16 protein-coding genes are annotated in these 15,201 nt (G+C 67.5%); 6 read left to right on the plus strand and 10 right to left on the minus strand.

The window, feature by feature from the left end; all coding sequences use genetic code 11:
* The first annotated feature begins 396 nt into the window (after positions 1 to 396).
* Positions 397 to 2,175 (plus strand): type I secretion system permease/ATPase, encoded by a 1,779-nt coding sequence (locus tag F1193_RS09235; protein WP_210247338.1) that lies wholly within the window; start codon positions 397 to 399, stop codon positions 2,173 to 2,175.
* Complete coding sequence (locus F1193_RS09240; RefSeq protein WP_246164246.1) at positions 2,172 to 3,533, plus strand: HlyD family type I secretion periplasmic adaptor subunit; 1,362 nt, start codon at positions 2,172 to 2,174, stop codon at positions 3,531 to 3,533. Before F1193_RS09235 ends, F1193_RS09240 begins: the two co-directional genes overlap by 4 nt.
* Positions 3,534 to 3,723: 190 nt before the next feature.
* Here the strand turns inward: F1193_RS09240 and F1193_RS09245 are convergent, their stop codons facing one another.
* Positions 3,724 to 4,314 (minus strand): biliverdin-producing heme oxygenase, encoded by a 591-nt coding sequence (locus F1193_RS09245; RefSeq protein WP_150097393.1) that lies wholly within the window; start codon positions 4,312 to 4,314, stop codon positions 3,724 to 3,726.
* 323 nt (positions 4,315 to 4,637) lie between these two features.
* Here F1193_RS09245 and F1193_RS09250 point away from each other — a divergent pair, with 323 nt between their 5' ends.
* Positions 4,638 to 5,135, plus strand: coding sequence for an RDD family protein (locus F1193_RS09250; RefSeq protein ID WP_150097435.1), 498 nt, complete (start codon positions 4,638 to 4,640; stop codon positions 5,133 to 5,135).
* Between the two features lie 19 nt (positions 5,136 to 5,154).
* Here F1193_RS09250 and F1193_RS09255 read toward each other — a convergent pair whose 3' ends face one another.
* From F1193_RS09255 to F1193_RS17080, 3 genes are all read right to left on the minus strand, one after another.
* Positions 5,155 to 5,481, minus strand: a complete 327-nt coding sequence (locus tag F1193_RS09255; protein WP_425457227.1) for a sulfurtransferase TusA family protein — start codon at positions 5,479 to 5,481, stop codon at positions 5,155 to 5,157.
* Positions 5,462 to 5,668 (minus strand): hypothetical protein, encoded by a 207-nt coding sequence (locus F1193_RS09260; RefSeq protein ID WP_150097394.1) that lies wholly within the window; start codon positions 5,666 to 5,668, stop codon positions 5,462 to 5,464. The genes F1193_RS09255 and F1193_RS09260 overlap by 20 nt, the downstream gene beginning before the upstream one ends.
* A 93-nt stretch (positions 5,669 to 5,761) precedes the next feature.
* The gene (locus F1193_RS17080) at positions 5,762 to 5,899 is read right to left on the minus strand and encodes a hypothetical protein (RefSeq protein ID WP_170263486.1); all 138 of its coding nucleotides are present in this window, start codon (positions 5,897 to 5,899) and stop codon (positions 5,762 to 5,764) included.
* 460 nt (positions 5,900 to 6,359) lie between these two features.
* On the opposite strand from F1193_RS17080, the gene F1193_RS09265 reads away from it, so the two are divergent.
* The 3 genes from F1193_RS09265 (at position 6,360) to F1193_RS09275 (ending at position 10,597) form a co-directional block, all read left to right on the plus strand.
* Entirely contained in the window at positions 6,360 to 7,562 is a 1,203-nt protein-coding gene (locus tag F1193_RS09265) for an MFS transporter (protein ID WP_150097395.1), read from the plus strand.
* 225 nt (positions 7,563 to 7,787) lie between these two features.
* A complete protein-coding gene (locus F1193_RS09270; protein WP_150097396.1) occupies positions 7,788 to 9,374 on the plus strand; it encodes a DEAD/DEAH box helicase in 1,587 nt (528 codons plus the stop codon).
* A 164-nt stretch (positions 9,375 to 9,538) separates the two neighbouring features.
* The gene (locus F1193_RS09275) at positions 9,539 to 10,597 is read left to right on the plus strand and encodes a GGDEF domain-containing protein (RefSeq protein WP_150097397.1); all 1,059 of its coding nucleotides are present in this window, start codon (positions 9,539 to 9,541) and stop codon (positions 10,595 to 10,597) included.
* 93 nt (positions 10,598 to 10,690) lie between these two features.
* Here the strand turns inward: F1193_RS09275 and F1193_RS09280 are convergent, their stop codons facing one another.
* The 6 genes from F1193_RS09280 to sufC all read right to left on the minus strand — a co-directional run bounded on the left by F1193_RS09280 (position 10,691) and on the right by sufC (position 15,153).
* On the minus strand, positions 10,691 to 11,065 hold the full coding sequence (locus F1193_RS09280; protein WP_150097398.1) for a HesB/IscA family protein: 375 nt from the start codon (positions 11,063 to 11,065) through the stop codon (positions 10,691 to 10,693).
* Positions 11,066 to 11,171: 106 nt separating this feature from the next.
* A complete protein-coding gene (locus F1193_RS09285) occupies positions 11,172 to 11,558 on the minus strand; it encodes an SUF system Fe-S cluster assembly protein (RefSeq protein ID WP_150097399.1) in 387 nt (128 codons plus the stop codon).
* On the minus strand, positions 11,555 to 12,808 hold the full coding sequence (locus tag F1193_RS09290; protein WP_150097437.1) for a cysteine desulfurase: 1,254 nt from the start codon (positions 12,806 to 12,808) through the stop codon (positions 11,555 to 11,557). Before F1193_RS09290 ends, F1193_RS09285 begins: the two co-directional genes overlap by 4 nt.
* A 32-nt stretch (positions 12,809 to 12,840) precedes the next feature.
* Complete coding sequence (gene sufD / locus F1193_RS09295; RefSeq protein ID WP_150097400.1) at positions 12,841 to 14,184, minus strand: Fe-S cluster assembly protein SufD; 1,344 nt, start codon at positions 14,182 to 14,184, stop codon at positions 12,841 to 12,843.
* 22 nt (positions 14,185 to 14,206) lie between these two features.
* Positions 14,207 to 14,407 (minus strand): hypothetical protein, encoded by a 201-nt coding sequence (locus F1193_RS09300; RefSeq protein ID WP_150097401.1) that lies wholly within the window; start codon positions 14,405 to 14,407, stop codon positions 14,207 to 14,209.
* A complete protein-coding gene (sufC, locus tag F1193_RS09305) occupies positions 14,407 to 15,153 on the minus strand; it encodes a Fe-S cluster assembly ATPase SufC (protein ID WP_150097402.1) in 747 nt (248 codons plus the stop codon). The genes F1193_RS09300 and sufC overlap by 1 nt, the downstream gene beginning before the upstream one ends.
* Positions 15,154 to 15,201 lie beyond the last annotated feature (48 nt).

Raw genomic sequence — 15,201 nt, forward strand, 5'->3', positions numbered from 1 at the left:
GGATCTCGCGTCGATGGGCGCCTGTCAATGATCTGACATCTGCGTGCCCTAATCACCCTGGCGTGGATCGGGCCTTCGACTCCGGCCCACGGTGTGGTTGGGTGTGCAGCCCCGCGGGGCCCACGGTCCACCCCACGCATCCTGCGGAACGATGCTGACGTCGTCCCGCCGGGCTGCCCTCGCCGGCGTAATGCGAGAGCGCTGTCCGATCCGGCTGCATCGGAGCGGACGAGTCTCAAGTCTTTGAGGTGTCGCATTCTCTTTCGCAAGACCAGTTTCCACGTCTGCGCAGAGCGCCCCAACCGCCTCGACGCCGCCTCTCTTGACGGCTACGCATTGTTGCAGAACGTTCATACTAGCGCTTTGGCTGCAGACGACCTCCACTAGGATCAGGCCGTGTCGACGTCCCGACAACATTCGAAACCGGCGGAGGTGACGCCGATCGCGCGCACCCTGCGGGCCTGCCGAGCCGCATTCGTGGCGCTGGCCGTGTTCAGCGGTCTCATCAATATCCTGATGCTCACCAGTTCGCTGTTCATGATGCAGGTCTATGACCGCGTCCTGACCAGCCACAGCGTGCCGACCCTGGTGGCGCTGAGCGTCATCGCCATCGGGCTCTATCTGTTCCAGGGCGCGCTCGAAGTGATCCGCGGCCGCCTGTTCGTGCGCATCGCCGAGCGCGTGGACGCCGAGGCCGGCGCCCGGCTGTTCCCGACCATCGTGCGCATCCCGCTGCGGGCCAGCCGCGGCACCGTCGACCCCATGCAGGCCACCCGCGACATGGAGGCGATTCGCAGCTTCCTGTCCGGCAACGGCCCGGCCGCCCTGTTCGACCTGCCCTGGATTCCGGTCTATCTGGCGGTGGTCTTCGCGCTGCACCCCTATCTCGGCTGGATGACGGTGGGCGGCTCGGTGGTGCTGATCAGCCTGACGGCGCTGGCCGACCTGTGGTCGCGCCAGCCGACCCGCGAGGCGCTGTCGGCGCTCGCCGCCCGCAGCCACCTCGCCGACACCGCCCAGCGCGGCACCGAGGTGGTGACCTCCATGGGCATGACCACCGAGCTCAGCCAGCGCTGGAGCGCGACGCAGGAGACGTTCCTCGCCGCGCAGCGGCGCGCCACCGACGTCAGCAGCGGCCTGTCGGCGCTGTCGCGCACGCTGCGCTACGTGCTGCAGTCGGCGATGCTGGGCCTGGCCGCCTATCTGGCCATCCACGGCGAGATCTCGTCGGGTGCCATCATTGCCGCCTCAATCCTCGGCGCGCGGGCCCTGGCCCCCGTCGATCTGGCGATCGCGAGCTGGCGCGGCTTCGTCGCCGCCCGCCAGGGCTACCAGCGGCTCGTTCGGCTGTTCGAGGCCTTCCCGGCGCCGCCGGAGCGCCTGAAGCTGCCGCCACCGAAGGCCGCCCTGCGGATCGAGAACCTTTACGTCGCCGCCCCCGGCGAGCGCGAGCCGATCCTGAAGGGCGCGAACTTCGCGCTGCGGGCGGGCGACGGGCTCGGCGTCATCGGCCCGTCCGCCTCCGGCAAGTCGACGCTCGGCCGTGCGCTGGTCGGGTTGTGGCCGCCGCTGAAGGGCAAGGTGATGCTGGACGGCGCCGCGCTCGACCAGTGGGATCCCGAGGCGCTCGGCCCGCACATCGGCTATCTGCCGCAGGACGTGCAGCTCTTCGACGGCACGGTGGCCGACAATATCGCGCGCATGACCACCAACGCCCCGTCGGAGGCGGTCATCGCCGCGGCGCAGCAGGCCGGGCTGCACGAATACATCCTGGCCATGGCCGACGGCTACAATACCAGGGTCGGCCATGGCGGCGCGCACCTGTCGGCCGGGCAGCGCCAGCGCCTGGGGCTGGCGCGGGCGCTCTATGGCAATCCGTTCCTGGTGGTGCTCGACGAGCCGAACGCCAATCTCGACGCCGAGGGCGAAGCCTCGGTGGCCCATGCCATCCGCTCGGTGCGCGAGCGCGGCGGCGTCGCCCTGGTCATCGCCCACCGGCCGAGCGCCATCGCCGCGGTCGATCTGCTGGCGGTGATCCGCGCCGGCGAGATCGCCGCGTTCGGCCCGAAGGACGAGGTGCTGGCCAAGACGGTGCGCAACGTCGCCTCGCTCGCCGGCAAGCCGGGGCCGCGGCCGGTGCCCTCCGGCCAGGTGGCAACGGGAGGCATCGTGTGAGCAAGCCCTCGCGGATCACGCCGCCCTCCCCGCCTTCCGCTCCCTCCCCGGCTTCGCTGGCCGGGCGCGCGGCCGCCTCGATCCGGCGCCACGTCATGGTCGGCCTCATCCTGGCCCTCGGCTTCGGCGGCACCGCCGCGGCCTGGAGCCTGATGGCCGAGCTGTCGGGCGCGGTGGTGGCCAGCGGCACGGTGGTGGTCGAGACCAACCTCAAGCGCGTCCAGCACCCGACCGGCGGCGTGGTCGGTGCGCTGTTCGTGCAGGAAGGCGACCATGTCGAGGCCGGTCAGCTCGTGCTCCGCCTGGACGAGACCGCGACCAAGGCCAATCTGGCGATCATCGTCAACGAGTTGACCGCGCTGCGCACACGGCTGGCGCGCCTGACCGCCGAGCGCGACGGCACCCAGGACATGAGCATTCCGCCCGACATCGCGCATCGGGCTCGTCTTGAGCCCGAGATCCAAACCCTGGTGGACGGCGAGCGGCTGCTGTTCACCTCGCGCGCCCGCACGCAAGCCGGCCTTCGCGAGCAGCTCACCGAGCGCACGCAGCAGCTTCGCGAGGAGATCAAGGGCGTGGAGGCCCAGCAGCGCTCGCTGGAAGCGCAGTTGCGGGTGGCTCACAGCGAGATGCAGGACGTCCAGGATCTCTATGCCAAGAACCTGGTGCCGCGCACGCGGGTGAGCCAGCTTGAGCGCGAGATCATCCGCATCGAGGGCTCGATCGGCGAGTTCATCGCCCGCATCGCCCAGAGCCGCGGCCGCATCAGCGAGACCGAGCTGCAGATCATCCAGCTCGACAAGGATCGCGCCACCGAGGTGGCCAAGGAAGTCCGCGAGGTCGAGACCCGCATCTCCGAGCTTGCCGAACGGCGCACGGCGGCGGAGGACCAGTTGCGGCGGGTCGACGTGCGCGCGCCCGGCGCCGGCTTCGTCCACCAGCTCGTGGTGCACACGGTGGGCGGGGTGATCAGCCCCGGCGAGACGGTGATGCAGATCGTGCCGGAAACCGACGCGCTGATGATCGAGGCGCGCATCAGCCCCTCCGACATCGACCAGCTCTATATCGGCCAGGAGACGCGGGTCCGGTTCTCGGCGTTCAGCCAGCGCACCACGCCGGAATTCAAGGGAACCATCTTCCGCATCTCGGCCGACCTCTCGCGCGACGAGAAGACCGGCCTGTCATTCTACACGGCCGGCATCCGCGTGCCCGAGGTCGGGCTGCATGGTGCGAGCGACCTGAAACTCATGCCCGGCATGCCGGCCGAGGTGTTCGCCACCACCTCCGAGCGCACCGTCGCCCAGGTTCTGCTGAAGCCGCTGTTCGACCACATGAACCGGTCGCTGCGCGAGGATTAAACCGCATTCCGGCAGATCAGGCCCCGTCATCCCGGGCGAACGTCAGCGAGACCTGGGATCGTCCTCAAGAAAAGACACCCCTTCCGGAAAACGGCCCCGGGTCGCGCGGCTAAAGCCGCTTGCCCGGGACGACGACAGGTGGTCTCGAATTGGCTCTCGACGACGGGCGCTGCTGCGCCGGCGGCCAAACTCAATCGGCCAGGCCCGCGGCCTCGAACAGCGCATTCACCCGGGCGAACGCGGCGTGGGCGCCGCCGGTGACGCGCAACTCCTCCTCGGCCGTCAGCCCGGCGGCGTCGAGCGCATCGGTAAAGCGGTGCCAATGCAGGCCGCGCCCCTGCGGGTGGCCGCGCATGTGGCGGGCGCCGAAGCTCTCGTCGAAGCCGAGCTTGGCGGTCTCCTTGAGCAGGAAGGGCGAGCCGAGATCGGCGCCCTCGGCGACATAGAGCCAGCCCATCGCCGCCGGCAGGTCGATGGCGGCGCCGAACAGCGGCGGCTCGCCCGGCGGCAAATCGAGGCCGAGATCGCGCACGTCCTGCTCGGCCAGCGGCAGGCGGCGGCGCTCGGCGAGGTCGGGGAACACGGCGCGCAGGTCCGGCTCGGCATAGAGCGCGTCGATGTCGCGAAAGAACTGAAGCTGCATGAGCACGAACCGGCCATAGCGGTCGCGGTCGCGGAACGGATCGCCGGCCATGATGCGGGCGTCGAGCGCGCGGTGCACCGCGTCGGTGTCGCTCTGCAGCCGCCGCCAGCGCGACGCGGATGCCGGCATCGCCGTCATGGGTTTCCTCCTCGGCATTGCTTCGGGCAGGGGTCGATCCGACCGGTCATAGACCGGAACCGGGCGGGCGCCGAGAAAATTGTGTCCGGCGGCCGTTCCCGGGCGAAACCATGGGCAACCGCCGCAAGTTCGGCTAATTGCTTACCTACGATTCCATGCTGACTGGACCGCACCATGCGGCCCCGACCTGCGCGCCCGCGGAGACTGAGATGACGCTGCCCGACCGCCCGGCCGTTCCCCGGCTCGAAGGTCCCCGCCCGCCCCGCCCCTACGCCGGGCGCGGCGTGGCCGACCGTGCCCGGCCGCTCGGCGCGCCGCCGGCGATGCCGCTGAAGCGGCCGCACAAGTTCGATCCCGATGCCGAGCCGGAGCTGTTCGAGGGCGTGCTGGCGCGCCGTATGGTCGCCTTCCTGGTCGATGTCTGCATCGTCCTGGCGCCGATGATCGTGCTGTGGGTGGCGTTCGCCATCCTCGGCGTGCTGACGCTCGGCCTCGGCTGGATGCTGTTCTGGCTGATCGGCCCGGCGGCGCTGGGCTGGGCGCTGCTCTACACGGCGTCCACACTCGGCGGGCCCTATTCGGCCACCGTCGGCATGCGCATGCACGGGCTGGAGATGCGCACCTGGTACGGCGCGCCGGTCTATCCGCTGCTCGCCTGTGTCCGTCTTCTGGTGTTCTTCATCGTGGTGTCGGTTCTGACGCCGGCGGTGCTGCTGGTGGGGCTGTTCAACGGCCGCCGCCGGCTGCTGCACGACTTCATCTGCGGCACGGTGGTGATCAACACGGTGCCGCGCTCGGTGGAGTTGGTGATCCGCCGCTGACAGACCGGACGCAGAAGCCCTATCCCCGGCGGCGGATGGTGAAGATGTGCACCCCGCCGGCCTCCTCGCGGGCTTCGAGCGTGTCGCCGCTTTCCTGGCACAGATGCGGGATGTCGATCACCGACATCGGATCGGTGCAGCGCACCACGAGCCGGTCCCCCGGCGCGATGCGGCCCAGCGCCTTGCGCGTCCTGAGCACGGGCAGCGGGCATTTCAGCCCTTCGAGGTCGAGCACGGTCGCGGCGTCGGTCATGCCGGCGTTGTAATCAGGATCGGCCGTGCGGAAAACGGAATCGGGATTTTTGGCCTGATCGGCCGAAGCTGCCTCAGCGGGCAGCGGCGGCACGCCGGCCGCGGGTGAGCGCGTGCGCCGCCTTCTGCGCCGCGCGGGGCGTGGCGAAGCGGCGCTCCTCAAGGCCGATATAGGCCTTGATGGCGGCAAAGAAGCGGAACGCCCGGTCGTCGTCGGGCACCACAATGCCCACGGCTTCGTCATCGATTTCAATGATGTAAGCACCGGTCGAGCCGCTCATCGAGATCTCCCCTGCCGCGCAAGGCGGCGACTGAACAAGGATCGGCATCTAGCGAAGCGAAGGCTCAGGACGCGTCATTCGGTTTCCGGAGGATCACATCGCGATCCCGGAAACAGCCTCGCCGGAAATCCTTGTTCGAAAACGGATTTCGGCGAGCAGCACGCGAAACGCCGGCTCGATCAGCCGGATTTCGCGTCGCGGCGGAGGCAGGCTATTGCCGCCGGCCGACATCACTCCTTCAAATCGACCGCGAGTCATGCCCCCTAGAACACATTTCAAATAATTAAGCAAAGCTTAATGCCGGTGCGTCAAATCGCCTGCCGCTGAACCCGCGGAGACTCTCCCAGCCGACGGGTAACTGTTCCGGATTCATCATATCGCACCGCGGAAAAATCGTTCTCCCCGAGCTGACACCCTGCGCGCGGCGCCCGTTTAAACTGTGATTCTGACAATTTTATCGCGGACGGATGACCCTTTCTGTGTTGCGGTTATTTGGGAAGCAATGTCGCCCACCCCGCCGGCCGGACGCGGCGGCACGCCTTAAGGGTGCGGCTGCACGTCGTAAGGGTAACGTGTTTCATCGCTGGACAGGGCCGGCGCGCATGACCAAATTGCCCAGCCCTTGGAGCTCCCGGCTTTGGCTCCCGGCGTGTCTTCGGGCCGTCAGATATGCCGGCTAAGAACTGCACCCATGTCGCTTTCAGGTTTCTCGCTTGCCGATTTCGTTCCCCGCTGGTCGGCGGGCGAGCCGGACCATGCCCGCATCCTGTCGATCGCCGCGGCGATCGCGGCGGTCACGGTGGTCGGATTCGGCCTCAGCCTGTCGATCCCGCTCCTGACCTTCGAGCTGGAGCGGCGCGGCATCTCCTCGACCTGGATCGGCCTCAACACCGCGACGGCGGGCGTCGCCAATATTCTGATGGCGCCGCTGGTGCCGTATCTGCTGCGCCATTTCGGGGTGGTGAAGCTCCTGGTCGGCGCGGGCGTGGCGGGCGCGCTCTCGCTCCTGGCGTTCAAGTTCGCCGAACCGTTCTGGCTGTGGTTTCCGCTGCGCTTCATCGCCGGCGGCGCGCTGTGCGTGGTGTTCGTGGTTTCCGAATTCTGGATCAATTCGGCGGCGCCCGAACGCCGGCGCGGCCTGGTGATGGGCATCTACGCCACGATGCTGGCGGTCGGCTTTGCCGGCGGCCCCATCCTGCTGGCGACGATCGGCACCACCGGCGTGCTGCCCTTCGCGATCGGCGCCCTGATCATGACTCTGGCGATGATCCCGGTCATCGCCGCCGGGCCGCTGGTGCCGACCATCTCCGCCACCTCCCAGCACAGCGTCGGCCGCTTCCTGCTGATTGCGCCGACCGCGACGCTGGCGGCACTGGTGTTCGGCGCGGTCGAAACCGGCTCGATGAGCTTCCTGCCGCTGCTCGGGCTCCGGATCGGCATGAACGAGACCGAGGCGGCGCTGCTGCTCTCGGTCGCCATGCTGGGCAATGTCGCCTTTCAGATTCCGCTCGGCTGGCTGTCGGACCGCGCCGACCGCCGGCTCGTGCTCGCCGGATGCGGAGCGGCGGGCGCGGTCGGCGCACTGGCCATGACGGTGGTGCCGTCGGGATCGCCCTTCATGGCCCTGGTGTTCGTCTGGGGCGGCATCGTCGCCTCGCTCTACACGGTCGGGCTCGCCCATCTCGGCTCGCGCTACCGCGGCGCCGACCTCGCTTCCGCCAATGCGGCGTTCATCATGCTCTATTCGGTGGGCTTCACCTTCGGCCCGCCCGGGCTCGGCGCGGCGATGGACGCCTGGAGCCCGTGGGGCTTCCCGGTGGCGCTCGCCGCCGCGCTCGGCCTCTACACCCTGGTGGTGGTGGTGCGGCGAAGACTCCACCCCCACCGGCCATGACCGCGTCGCGCGCCGTCCTTCGACTGACCGCCGTCGGATGATCGTCTTGGATGGCGCCGCGCCGTTCGTCCCTTGACTGGACGCACCTCATTGACACTGCGACGCCACACCGTATGGTGCCGGTTCTATCGGCAGGGTGCGGCGCTTTCCTGCGCCTGCGCCTACTGCCTATGTGCTTTCGGTCCCGACGGCGCGTTCTCAGGGGCCTGATCCGAGACCGCATCAATGTCCTTTGATACCCTTGGCCTGAGCGACAAGGTTCTCGCTGCCGTGCAGGCGGCGGGCTACACCACGCCGACCCCGATCCAGGAACAGGCCATTCCCAACGTGCTGGCGCGCAAGGACGTGCTCGGCATCGCCCAGACCGGCACCGGCAAGACCGCGGCCTTCACGCTGCCGATGCTGACCATGCTGGAAAAGGGCCGCGCCAAGGCCCGCATGCCGCGCACGCTGATTCTGGAGCCGACGCGCGAGCTTGCCGCGCAGGTGGAAGAAGAGTTCAGCAAGTACGGCCAGCACCACAAGATCAACATGGCGCTGCTGATCGGCGGCGTGTCGTTCGACGACCAGGACGCGAAGCTGTCGCGCGGCGTCGACGTGCTGATCGCCACCCCCGGCCGCCTGCTCGACCATTTCGAGCGCGGCAAGCTCCTGCTCTCCGGCATCGAGATCCTGGTCATCGACGAGGCCGACCGCATGCTCGACATGGGGTTCATCCCCGATATCGAGCGCATCTGCCGGCTGATCCCGATGACGCGCCAGACGCTGTTCTTCTCGGCGACCATGCCGTCGGAAATCCAGCGCCTTGCCGACACCTTCCTGCACCAGCCGGCGCGGATCGAGGTGGCCAAGCAAGCCACCGCGGCGGCCACCGTCACCCAGCAGCTCGTCGCCACCGGCTCGGAGGCACACGAGAAGCGCGACGTGCTGCGCGGCCTGATGCGCGAGGTCGAGGGGTTGAAGAACGCCATCGTGTTCTGCAACCGCAAGCGGGAAGTTGCGGTGCTGTGGCGCTCGCTGGTCAAGCACGGCTTCAACGCCACCGCGCTGCACGGCGACATGGACCAGCGGGCGCGCATCGCCTCGCTGGACTCGTTCCGGGCGGGCGAAACCACCATCCTGGTCGCCTCCGACGTGGCGGCCCGCGGCCTCGACATTCCCGAAGTCAGCCACGTCTTCAATTATGACGTGCCCCACCACGCCGAGGACTACATCCACCGCATCGGCCGCACCGGCCGCGCCGGCCGCTCGGGCACGGCGGTGACGCTGGTCAGCCCCGCCGACACCCGCTCGCTGGCCGCGATCGAGAAGCTCACCGGCGTGGCGATCACCTGGATCAGCACGCCGGTCACGGCCGCGGCCGAGCGTCCCGCACGTGGCGAGCGCAGCGAACGTGGCGAACGCAGCGAGCGTGGCGAGCGCAGCCGTGGCGGCAGCCGCCGCAGTCGCAGCAGCGCTTCGGCGCCGCGCAGCCGCCAAGAAGGCGCACGCCAAGAAGGTTCGCGTCCGGAAGGCGCGCGTCAAGAAAGCTCGCGCCAGGAGGGCTCGCGGCCGGAAAGCGCGCGCCAGGAGGGCTCGCGGCCGGAAAGCGCGCGTCAGGAAGGCCCCCGTCCGGAAAGCGCGCGGCAAGAAAACGCGCGGCCGGAGCGCAAACGCCCGGAGAGCAAGCGCCCGGAGAGCAGGCCCGCTCCCGAAGCAAAGCCGGCAAACAGCGCCGGGCGCCAGCGCCGGCTCCATGCGGCCGACGACGCCGACGAAAATCTATTCCTGCCGGCGTTTCTGCTTCGCCCGACCCGCATCAAGGCCGAATAGGCGTTACTTTTATACCCATAGATGCGATTTCCGCCCCCGGCGCGAAGTCGTTGTTTGGCGCGTTTACCGCATCTTCAGAAGCGTGCGGCTAAACTCAGCATTGCCGCCTCATGATTTATCAATTTGGATTTCGCGTACGGGGGCCGGGGCCCCGGAGGGAATTCATGGACGACCCGCACGACGATTTCGAACGGTCGCTCGCATTCGCAGACATCGCGATGGGGCAGATGAAGGCGTTGCGCCAGCCTGCCTATCCGCGCAACTATGAAGTCTGGTACACATATGCAACGGGACAGAACCTGCAGCTTAATGCTGCCGTAAACGAGGTTCTGGCCAAGGGTAGTTTCTGCGAGCAAGAGCTTAGCCGGATCTACGAGGAACTTCTTTCACCGCACCGGTTCACCGAGACCATCGACCAGGTCGGGGTGCGGGTGATGAACAAGATCGGCCAGGTTCTGGCCATGGTGCAGATCGCCGCCGGCGACGTCACCCAATATTCGGAATCGCTGGCCGACGCCACCAATGCCCTCGTGCGGGCCGGTGCCGATTCCGAAAGCCTGCACGTCATCGTCGAAAGCCTAGTGGAATCGACGCGCGAGATGGAGGTGCGCAACCGCGTCCTGCAGGATCGCCTCAATGATTCCAACCGCGAGATCTCGCTGCTCAAGCAGAACCTCGAAGCAGCCCGCACCGAATCCCTCACCGATCCGCTGACGACGCTCGCCAACCGAAAATATCTCGACATGGCGATCACCCGCCTGATGGCGGACGGCTTTGCCACCGGCGAGCCCTTGTCGGTGCTCATCACCGACATCGACAATTTCAAGAAGTTCAACGACACCTTCGGCCACCTGACCGGCGACCAGGTACTGCGGCTGGTGGCCATGGCCGTGAAGCAGAACGTCAAGGGCCAGGACGTCGCGGCGCGCTATGGCGGCGAGGAGTTCATGGTGCTGCTGCCGCGCACCACCACGCAGCACGCTGTCACCGTCGCCGAACACATCCGCAAGGCTGTGATGGGCAAGGAGTTGATGAAGCGCTCGACCGGCGAAAGCCTTGGCCGCATCACCATCTCCATCGGCGTGGCGACGATGCGGCCCGGCGACACGGCCGCCTCGCTGATCGAGCGGGCCGACAACCACCTCTATGCGGCCAAGCGCGCCGGCCGCAATCGCGTCTTGGCCGATTCCGAGCCGCAGCCCTCCCCGGCCAAGGTGGCCTGAGGACCGCCTGCCCAGGGCGGCAGGACGGCGGAGATTTCAGGTGGTTTCCGGACGATTCATTCGAGATCCTGAAAGATCTCGCAGAAAATCGTATCAAGCGACGGGGCGCTCCTCGGCCGGCTTCAGCGACACCGATTCACCGCAGCCGCACGACGCGGTCTCGTTGGGATTGTTGAACACGAACTGCGCCGACAGCTTGTCGGTCTTGTAGTCCATCTCGGCGCCGAGCAGGAACATGATGGCGCTGGGGTCAACCAGCACACTGACGCCTTCCTGTTCCACCATCTCGTCGCCCGGCCGAACCTCGGTGGCGTAGTCGACCGTGTAGGACATGCCAGCGCAGCCGCCCTGCTTGACGCCGACGCGCAGGCCGATCACCGGCGTCTCGGCGGCCTCCACGATGTTCCTCACCTGCGCCACGGCACGATCGGTGAGACGCAGAACCGGCAAACGCGGGCGGACATTCATGTGCTCTCCTCCATGCGCAGGCACCCGGCCAGCCGCTTGGCCAACCGTCGATGAGGATGGATCCGATCCTTGGTCGATGTTGGGCAAACCGGCGACGAAACCCTGATCACCAAAGATTGAGCGCGACCCGCGCCTCTTCGGACATCCGGCTCTGATCCCACGGCGGATCCCACACCACCTCGACCTTCGCCCCCGCAACCCCAGGCACCATCGCCACCGCAGTCTCGACCATCACGGGAAGCTCGGCGGCAGAAGGGCAGTTGGGCGTGGTGAGCGTCATCTCGACATGCACCATGCGGTCGTCGGCGATGTCGACCTTGTAGATCAGGCCGAGTTCATAGATGTCCGCCGGGATCTCGGGATCATAGACGCTTTTCAGCGCCTGCACGATGTCGTCGGTCAGGCGCGCGATCTCGTGCGGCGGGATCGCACCGCCTGCGCCCACATCGGCCGCTAGGGCGGCAACGTCCTGATTAGAATTATTCTCGTTCATGCAAACAGAGCCTCGGCTCTTGTGAGAGCATCTGTCAGTTTATCGACCTCTTCGCGCGTGTTGTACAGTGCAAATGAAGCACGGCACGTGGCCGTTACTCCGAAGCGCGCGAGCAGCGGCATCGTGCAGTGCGTTCCTGCACGTACCGCGATACCCGAACGATCGATCACCGTCGCGACATCGTGAGCGTGCGCGTTCTTCAACTCGAAGGAGACGATCGCGCCCTTGTCGCGCGCGGTGCCGAAGATGCGCAGCGAATTGATGCGCGACAGCCGCTCGGTCGCATAGGCGACGAGATCGCTCTCATGGGCGCGGATCGCCTCGGGCCCGACCGTCTTGATGTAGTCGAGCGCCGCGCCGAGCCCGATCGCCGGCACGATGGAGGGCGTGCCGGCCTCGAACTTGTAGGGCGGATCGCCATAGGTGACGGCGTCCTCGGTCACGGTGCGGATCATCTCGCCGCCGCCAAGAAAGGGCGGCATCCGCTCCAGATGCTCGCGCTTGGCGTAGAGCGCGCCGATGCCGGAGGGCCCGTACAGCTTGTGGCCGGTGATGACGTAGAAATCGGCGTCGATGTCCTGCACGTCGACCGGCAGGTGCACCGCGCCCTGGCTGCCGTCGACCAGCACCGGAATGCCGCGGGCATGGGCGATGCGCACCACCTCCTTGACCGGCACGATGGTGCCGAGCGCGTTCGACATGTGGGTGATGGCGACGATCCTGGTCTTCGGCGTCAGCAGCTTCTCGAATTCATCGATGAGGAAGTTGCCGTCATCGTCGACCGGTGCCCATTTCAGCACCGCGCCGCGCCGCTCGCGGTGGAAGTGCCAGGGCACGATGTTGGAATGGTGCTCCATGATCGACAGCACCACCTCGTCGCCCTCGCCCAGCACCATGCCGCCGAACGAGGCGGCCACCAAATTGATCGCCTCGGTGGCGTTGCGCACGAAGATGATCTCGTCGGTCGAGCGGGCATTGAGGAAGGCGCGCACCGTCTCGCGCGCGCCCTCGTAAGCCTCGGTCGCGGCATTGGCGAGGAAGTGCATGCCGCGGTGGACATTGGCGTATTCGGTCTCGTAGGCCAGCCGCATGCGGTCCAGCACCTGCCGCGGCTTCTGGGCCGAGGCGGCATTGTCGAGATAGACCAGCGGCTTGCCGTAGACCTCGCGCGCCAGGATGGGGAAATCCGCCCTCACCTTCGCGACGTCGTAGCGCGAAACTTCGGAACGGCCGATCGCCGTCGCATCCATCTTCATCCCCATCGCCTCAAATCGGTTGCGCCTCAGCCGCGCGCCTGCGGTGTGCCGGCGCGCTGCGCCAGCCAGCGCATCACGCCAGCCATCAGCGCGTCGCGCACCGCCTCGTTCTCGACCTGATCGATGATCTCGCCGACGAAGGACTGGATCAGCAGCGCCGCAGCCTCGGCTTCCGGGATACCGCGCGCCTCGAGATAGAACAACAGCTCCTCATCGAGCGCGCCCACGGTCGCGCCATGGCCGCACTGCACGTCGTCGGCGTAGATTTCGAGCTCGGGCTTGTTGTCCATCTCCGCGCCGTCCGACAGCACCAGCGCGTTGGAGGCCATGCGGCCATCGGTCTTCTGGGCGTCGGCCGCGACGATGATCTTGCCCTGGAACACGCCGTGCGCGGTGCCGTCGAGCACGGTGCGGAACAGTTCGCGGCTTTCGCAATGCGTCCCCTTGTGCTCGACCAGGAGCGTGGTGTCGCCATGCTGGCGGCCGCGCAGCAGCGTCGTGCCGCGCAAGGCCGCGACGATGTGGTCGCCGTTCAGCGCCAGCGCCGCCTGCTGGCGCGACACCGCCGCACCGGTGGTCAGCGTGCAGCCCTTCAGCGTCGCATGCGCGCCGGCCTCTGCCATCAGCGTATGCAGATGCAGCGCGCTCTCGCCTTCGGCCTGGTGGCGGATCAGCTCGACCGACGCATTCCGGCCGATCGACAGTTCCAGCGCGCTGTTGGTCTGGTAATCGACGCCGTCCGGCCCCTCGAAGCTCTCGATCAGCGTCAGCGCGGCGTCATCCTCGACCACGACGAGGCTGCGCGTGACATCGGCGGTGGCGGCGCCGACATGACGGCTGACGATGAGCAGCGGCCGCTCGATCTTCACCCCCGCGGCCACATGCACGACGACGCCGTCGGCCATGAAGGCGGTGTTGAGATCGACCGCGGCATTGCCCTGCGGCGCAAGGCTGCCAAGCCGGGAGCTCAAGGGGTGGCCTTCGCCGAGCACGCGCGCCAGCGGCAGGATCGTGAGTCCCTCCTCCAGCCCGGCAAGCTCGGACAGTTCAGCGACGAAGCTGCCATTGACCAGCACCAGCCGGCGGGCGCCGGCTGTGGCGAACGCCGCGCCGGCATCCTTCGCCGCAGCAATATCGTCGGCGGTCGGCGGCGCGGCAAGCGGCTTCGCCTCGCGCATCAGCACGCGCAGGTCGGTGTACTTCCAGTCCTCGACGCGGCGGTGCGGCAGGCCCGCCGTCTCGAACGCGCCGAACGCCGCCTCACGCAGGCTCTTCACGCCGGCATCGCCCGGCAGCGTCGGCGCCGCCAGCCCGAAGGCGCGGGACAAGGCCTGCTCGGCCGGCGTCTTGATGGGGGTCATGTCCGTCATGCGACGTGGTCTTCCTGTTCGTTCAGGCCTCGATCAGGCCGAGACGCTTCTCGACACGATCCAGCCGCGCGTCGATGCGATCGATGCGGACCGACAGATTGGCGACCTGCACCTCAAGCGCGCCAATCCGCTGCACGGTCTCGATCTGCCGCTGGTTCAGCGTGTCGAGCTGCTCGCGGATCGCGCGAAGATGCTGGAGCACCAGATTGTCGGTCTCGCTCATCACGCTGCATCCTGGTAGTCGCGATAGCCGTTGGCTTCGAGCTCCAGCGCCAGCTCCTTGCCGCCGGAGCGCACGATGCGGCCCTTCGACATCACGTGCACGCTGTCCGGCACGATGTGATTGAGCAGGCGCTGATAATGGGTGATGACGATGAAGGCGCGGTCGGCCCGGCGCAGCCGGTTGACGCCGTCCGACACGATGCGCAGCGCGTCGATGTCGAGGCCGGAGTCGGTCTCGTCCAGGATGGCGAGCTTCGGCTGAAGCAGCGCCATCTGCAGGATCTCGTTGCGCTTCTTCTCGCCGCCGGAGAAGCCGACATTGACCGGCCGGCGCAGCATCTCCTGCTTGATGAACAGCGCGTCGGCCTCCGCCTTCACCAGCTTCATGAAGTCCGGCGTGGTCAATTCGGGCTCGCCGCGATGCTTGCGCTGGGCGTTCATCGCCGTCTTGAGGAACGTCATGGTGGCGACGCCCGGCACCTCCATCGGATACTGGAAGGCCAGGAACACGCCCTTGGCGGCGCGCTCGTCCGGCGGCATGTCGAGAATGCTCTCGCCGTTGAGCAGCACCTCGCCGTCGGTGATGGTGTAGCCGGGCTTGCCCGACAGCACATAGGACAGCGTCGATTTGCCCGAGCCGTTCGGGCCCATGATGGCGGCGACCTCGCCGGCCGAGACGGTGAGATTAAGGCCGTTGAGGATCTTGCGGTCCTCGACCTCGGCGTGGAGATTGCGGATTTCGAGCATGTGTCCCAACCTTACGTACCTCTAGAAATTCGAAGACCTACGTGGCGC

It is taken from the genome of Blastochloris sulfoviridis (assembly GCF_008630065.1).
GTDB classification, from domain to species: Bacteria; Pseudomonadota; Alphaproteobacteria; order Rhizobiales; family Xanthobacteraceae; genus Blastochloris; species Blastochloris sulfoviridis.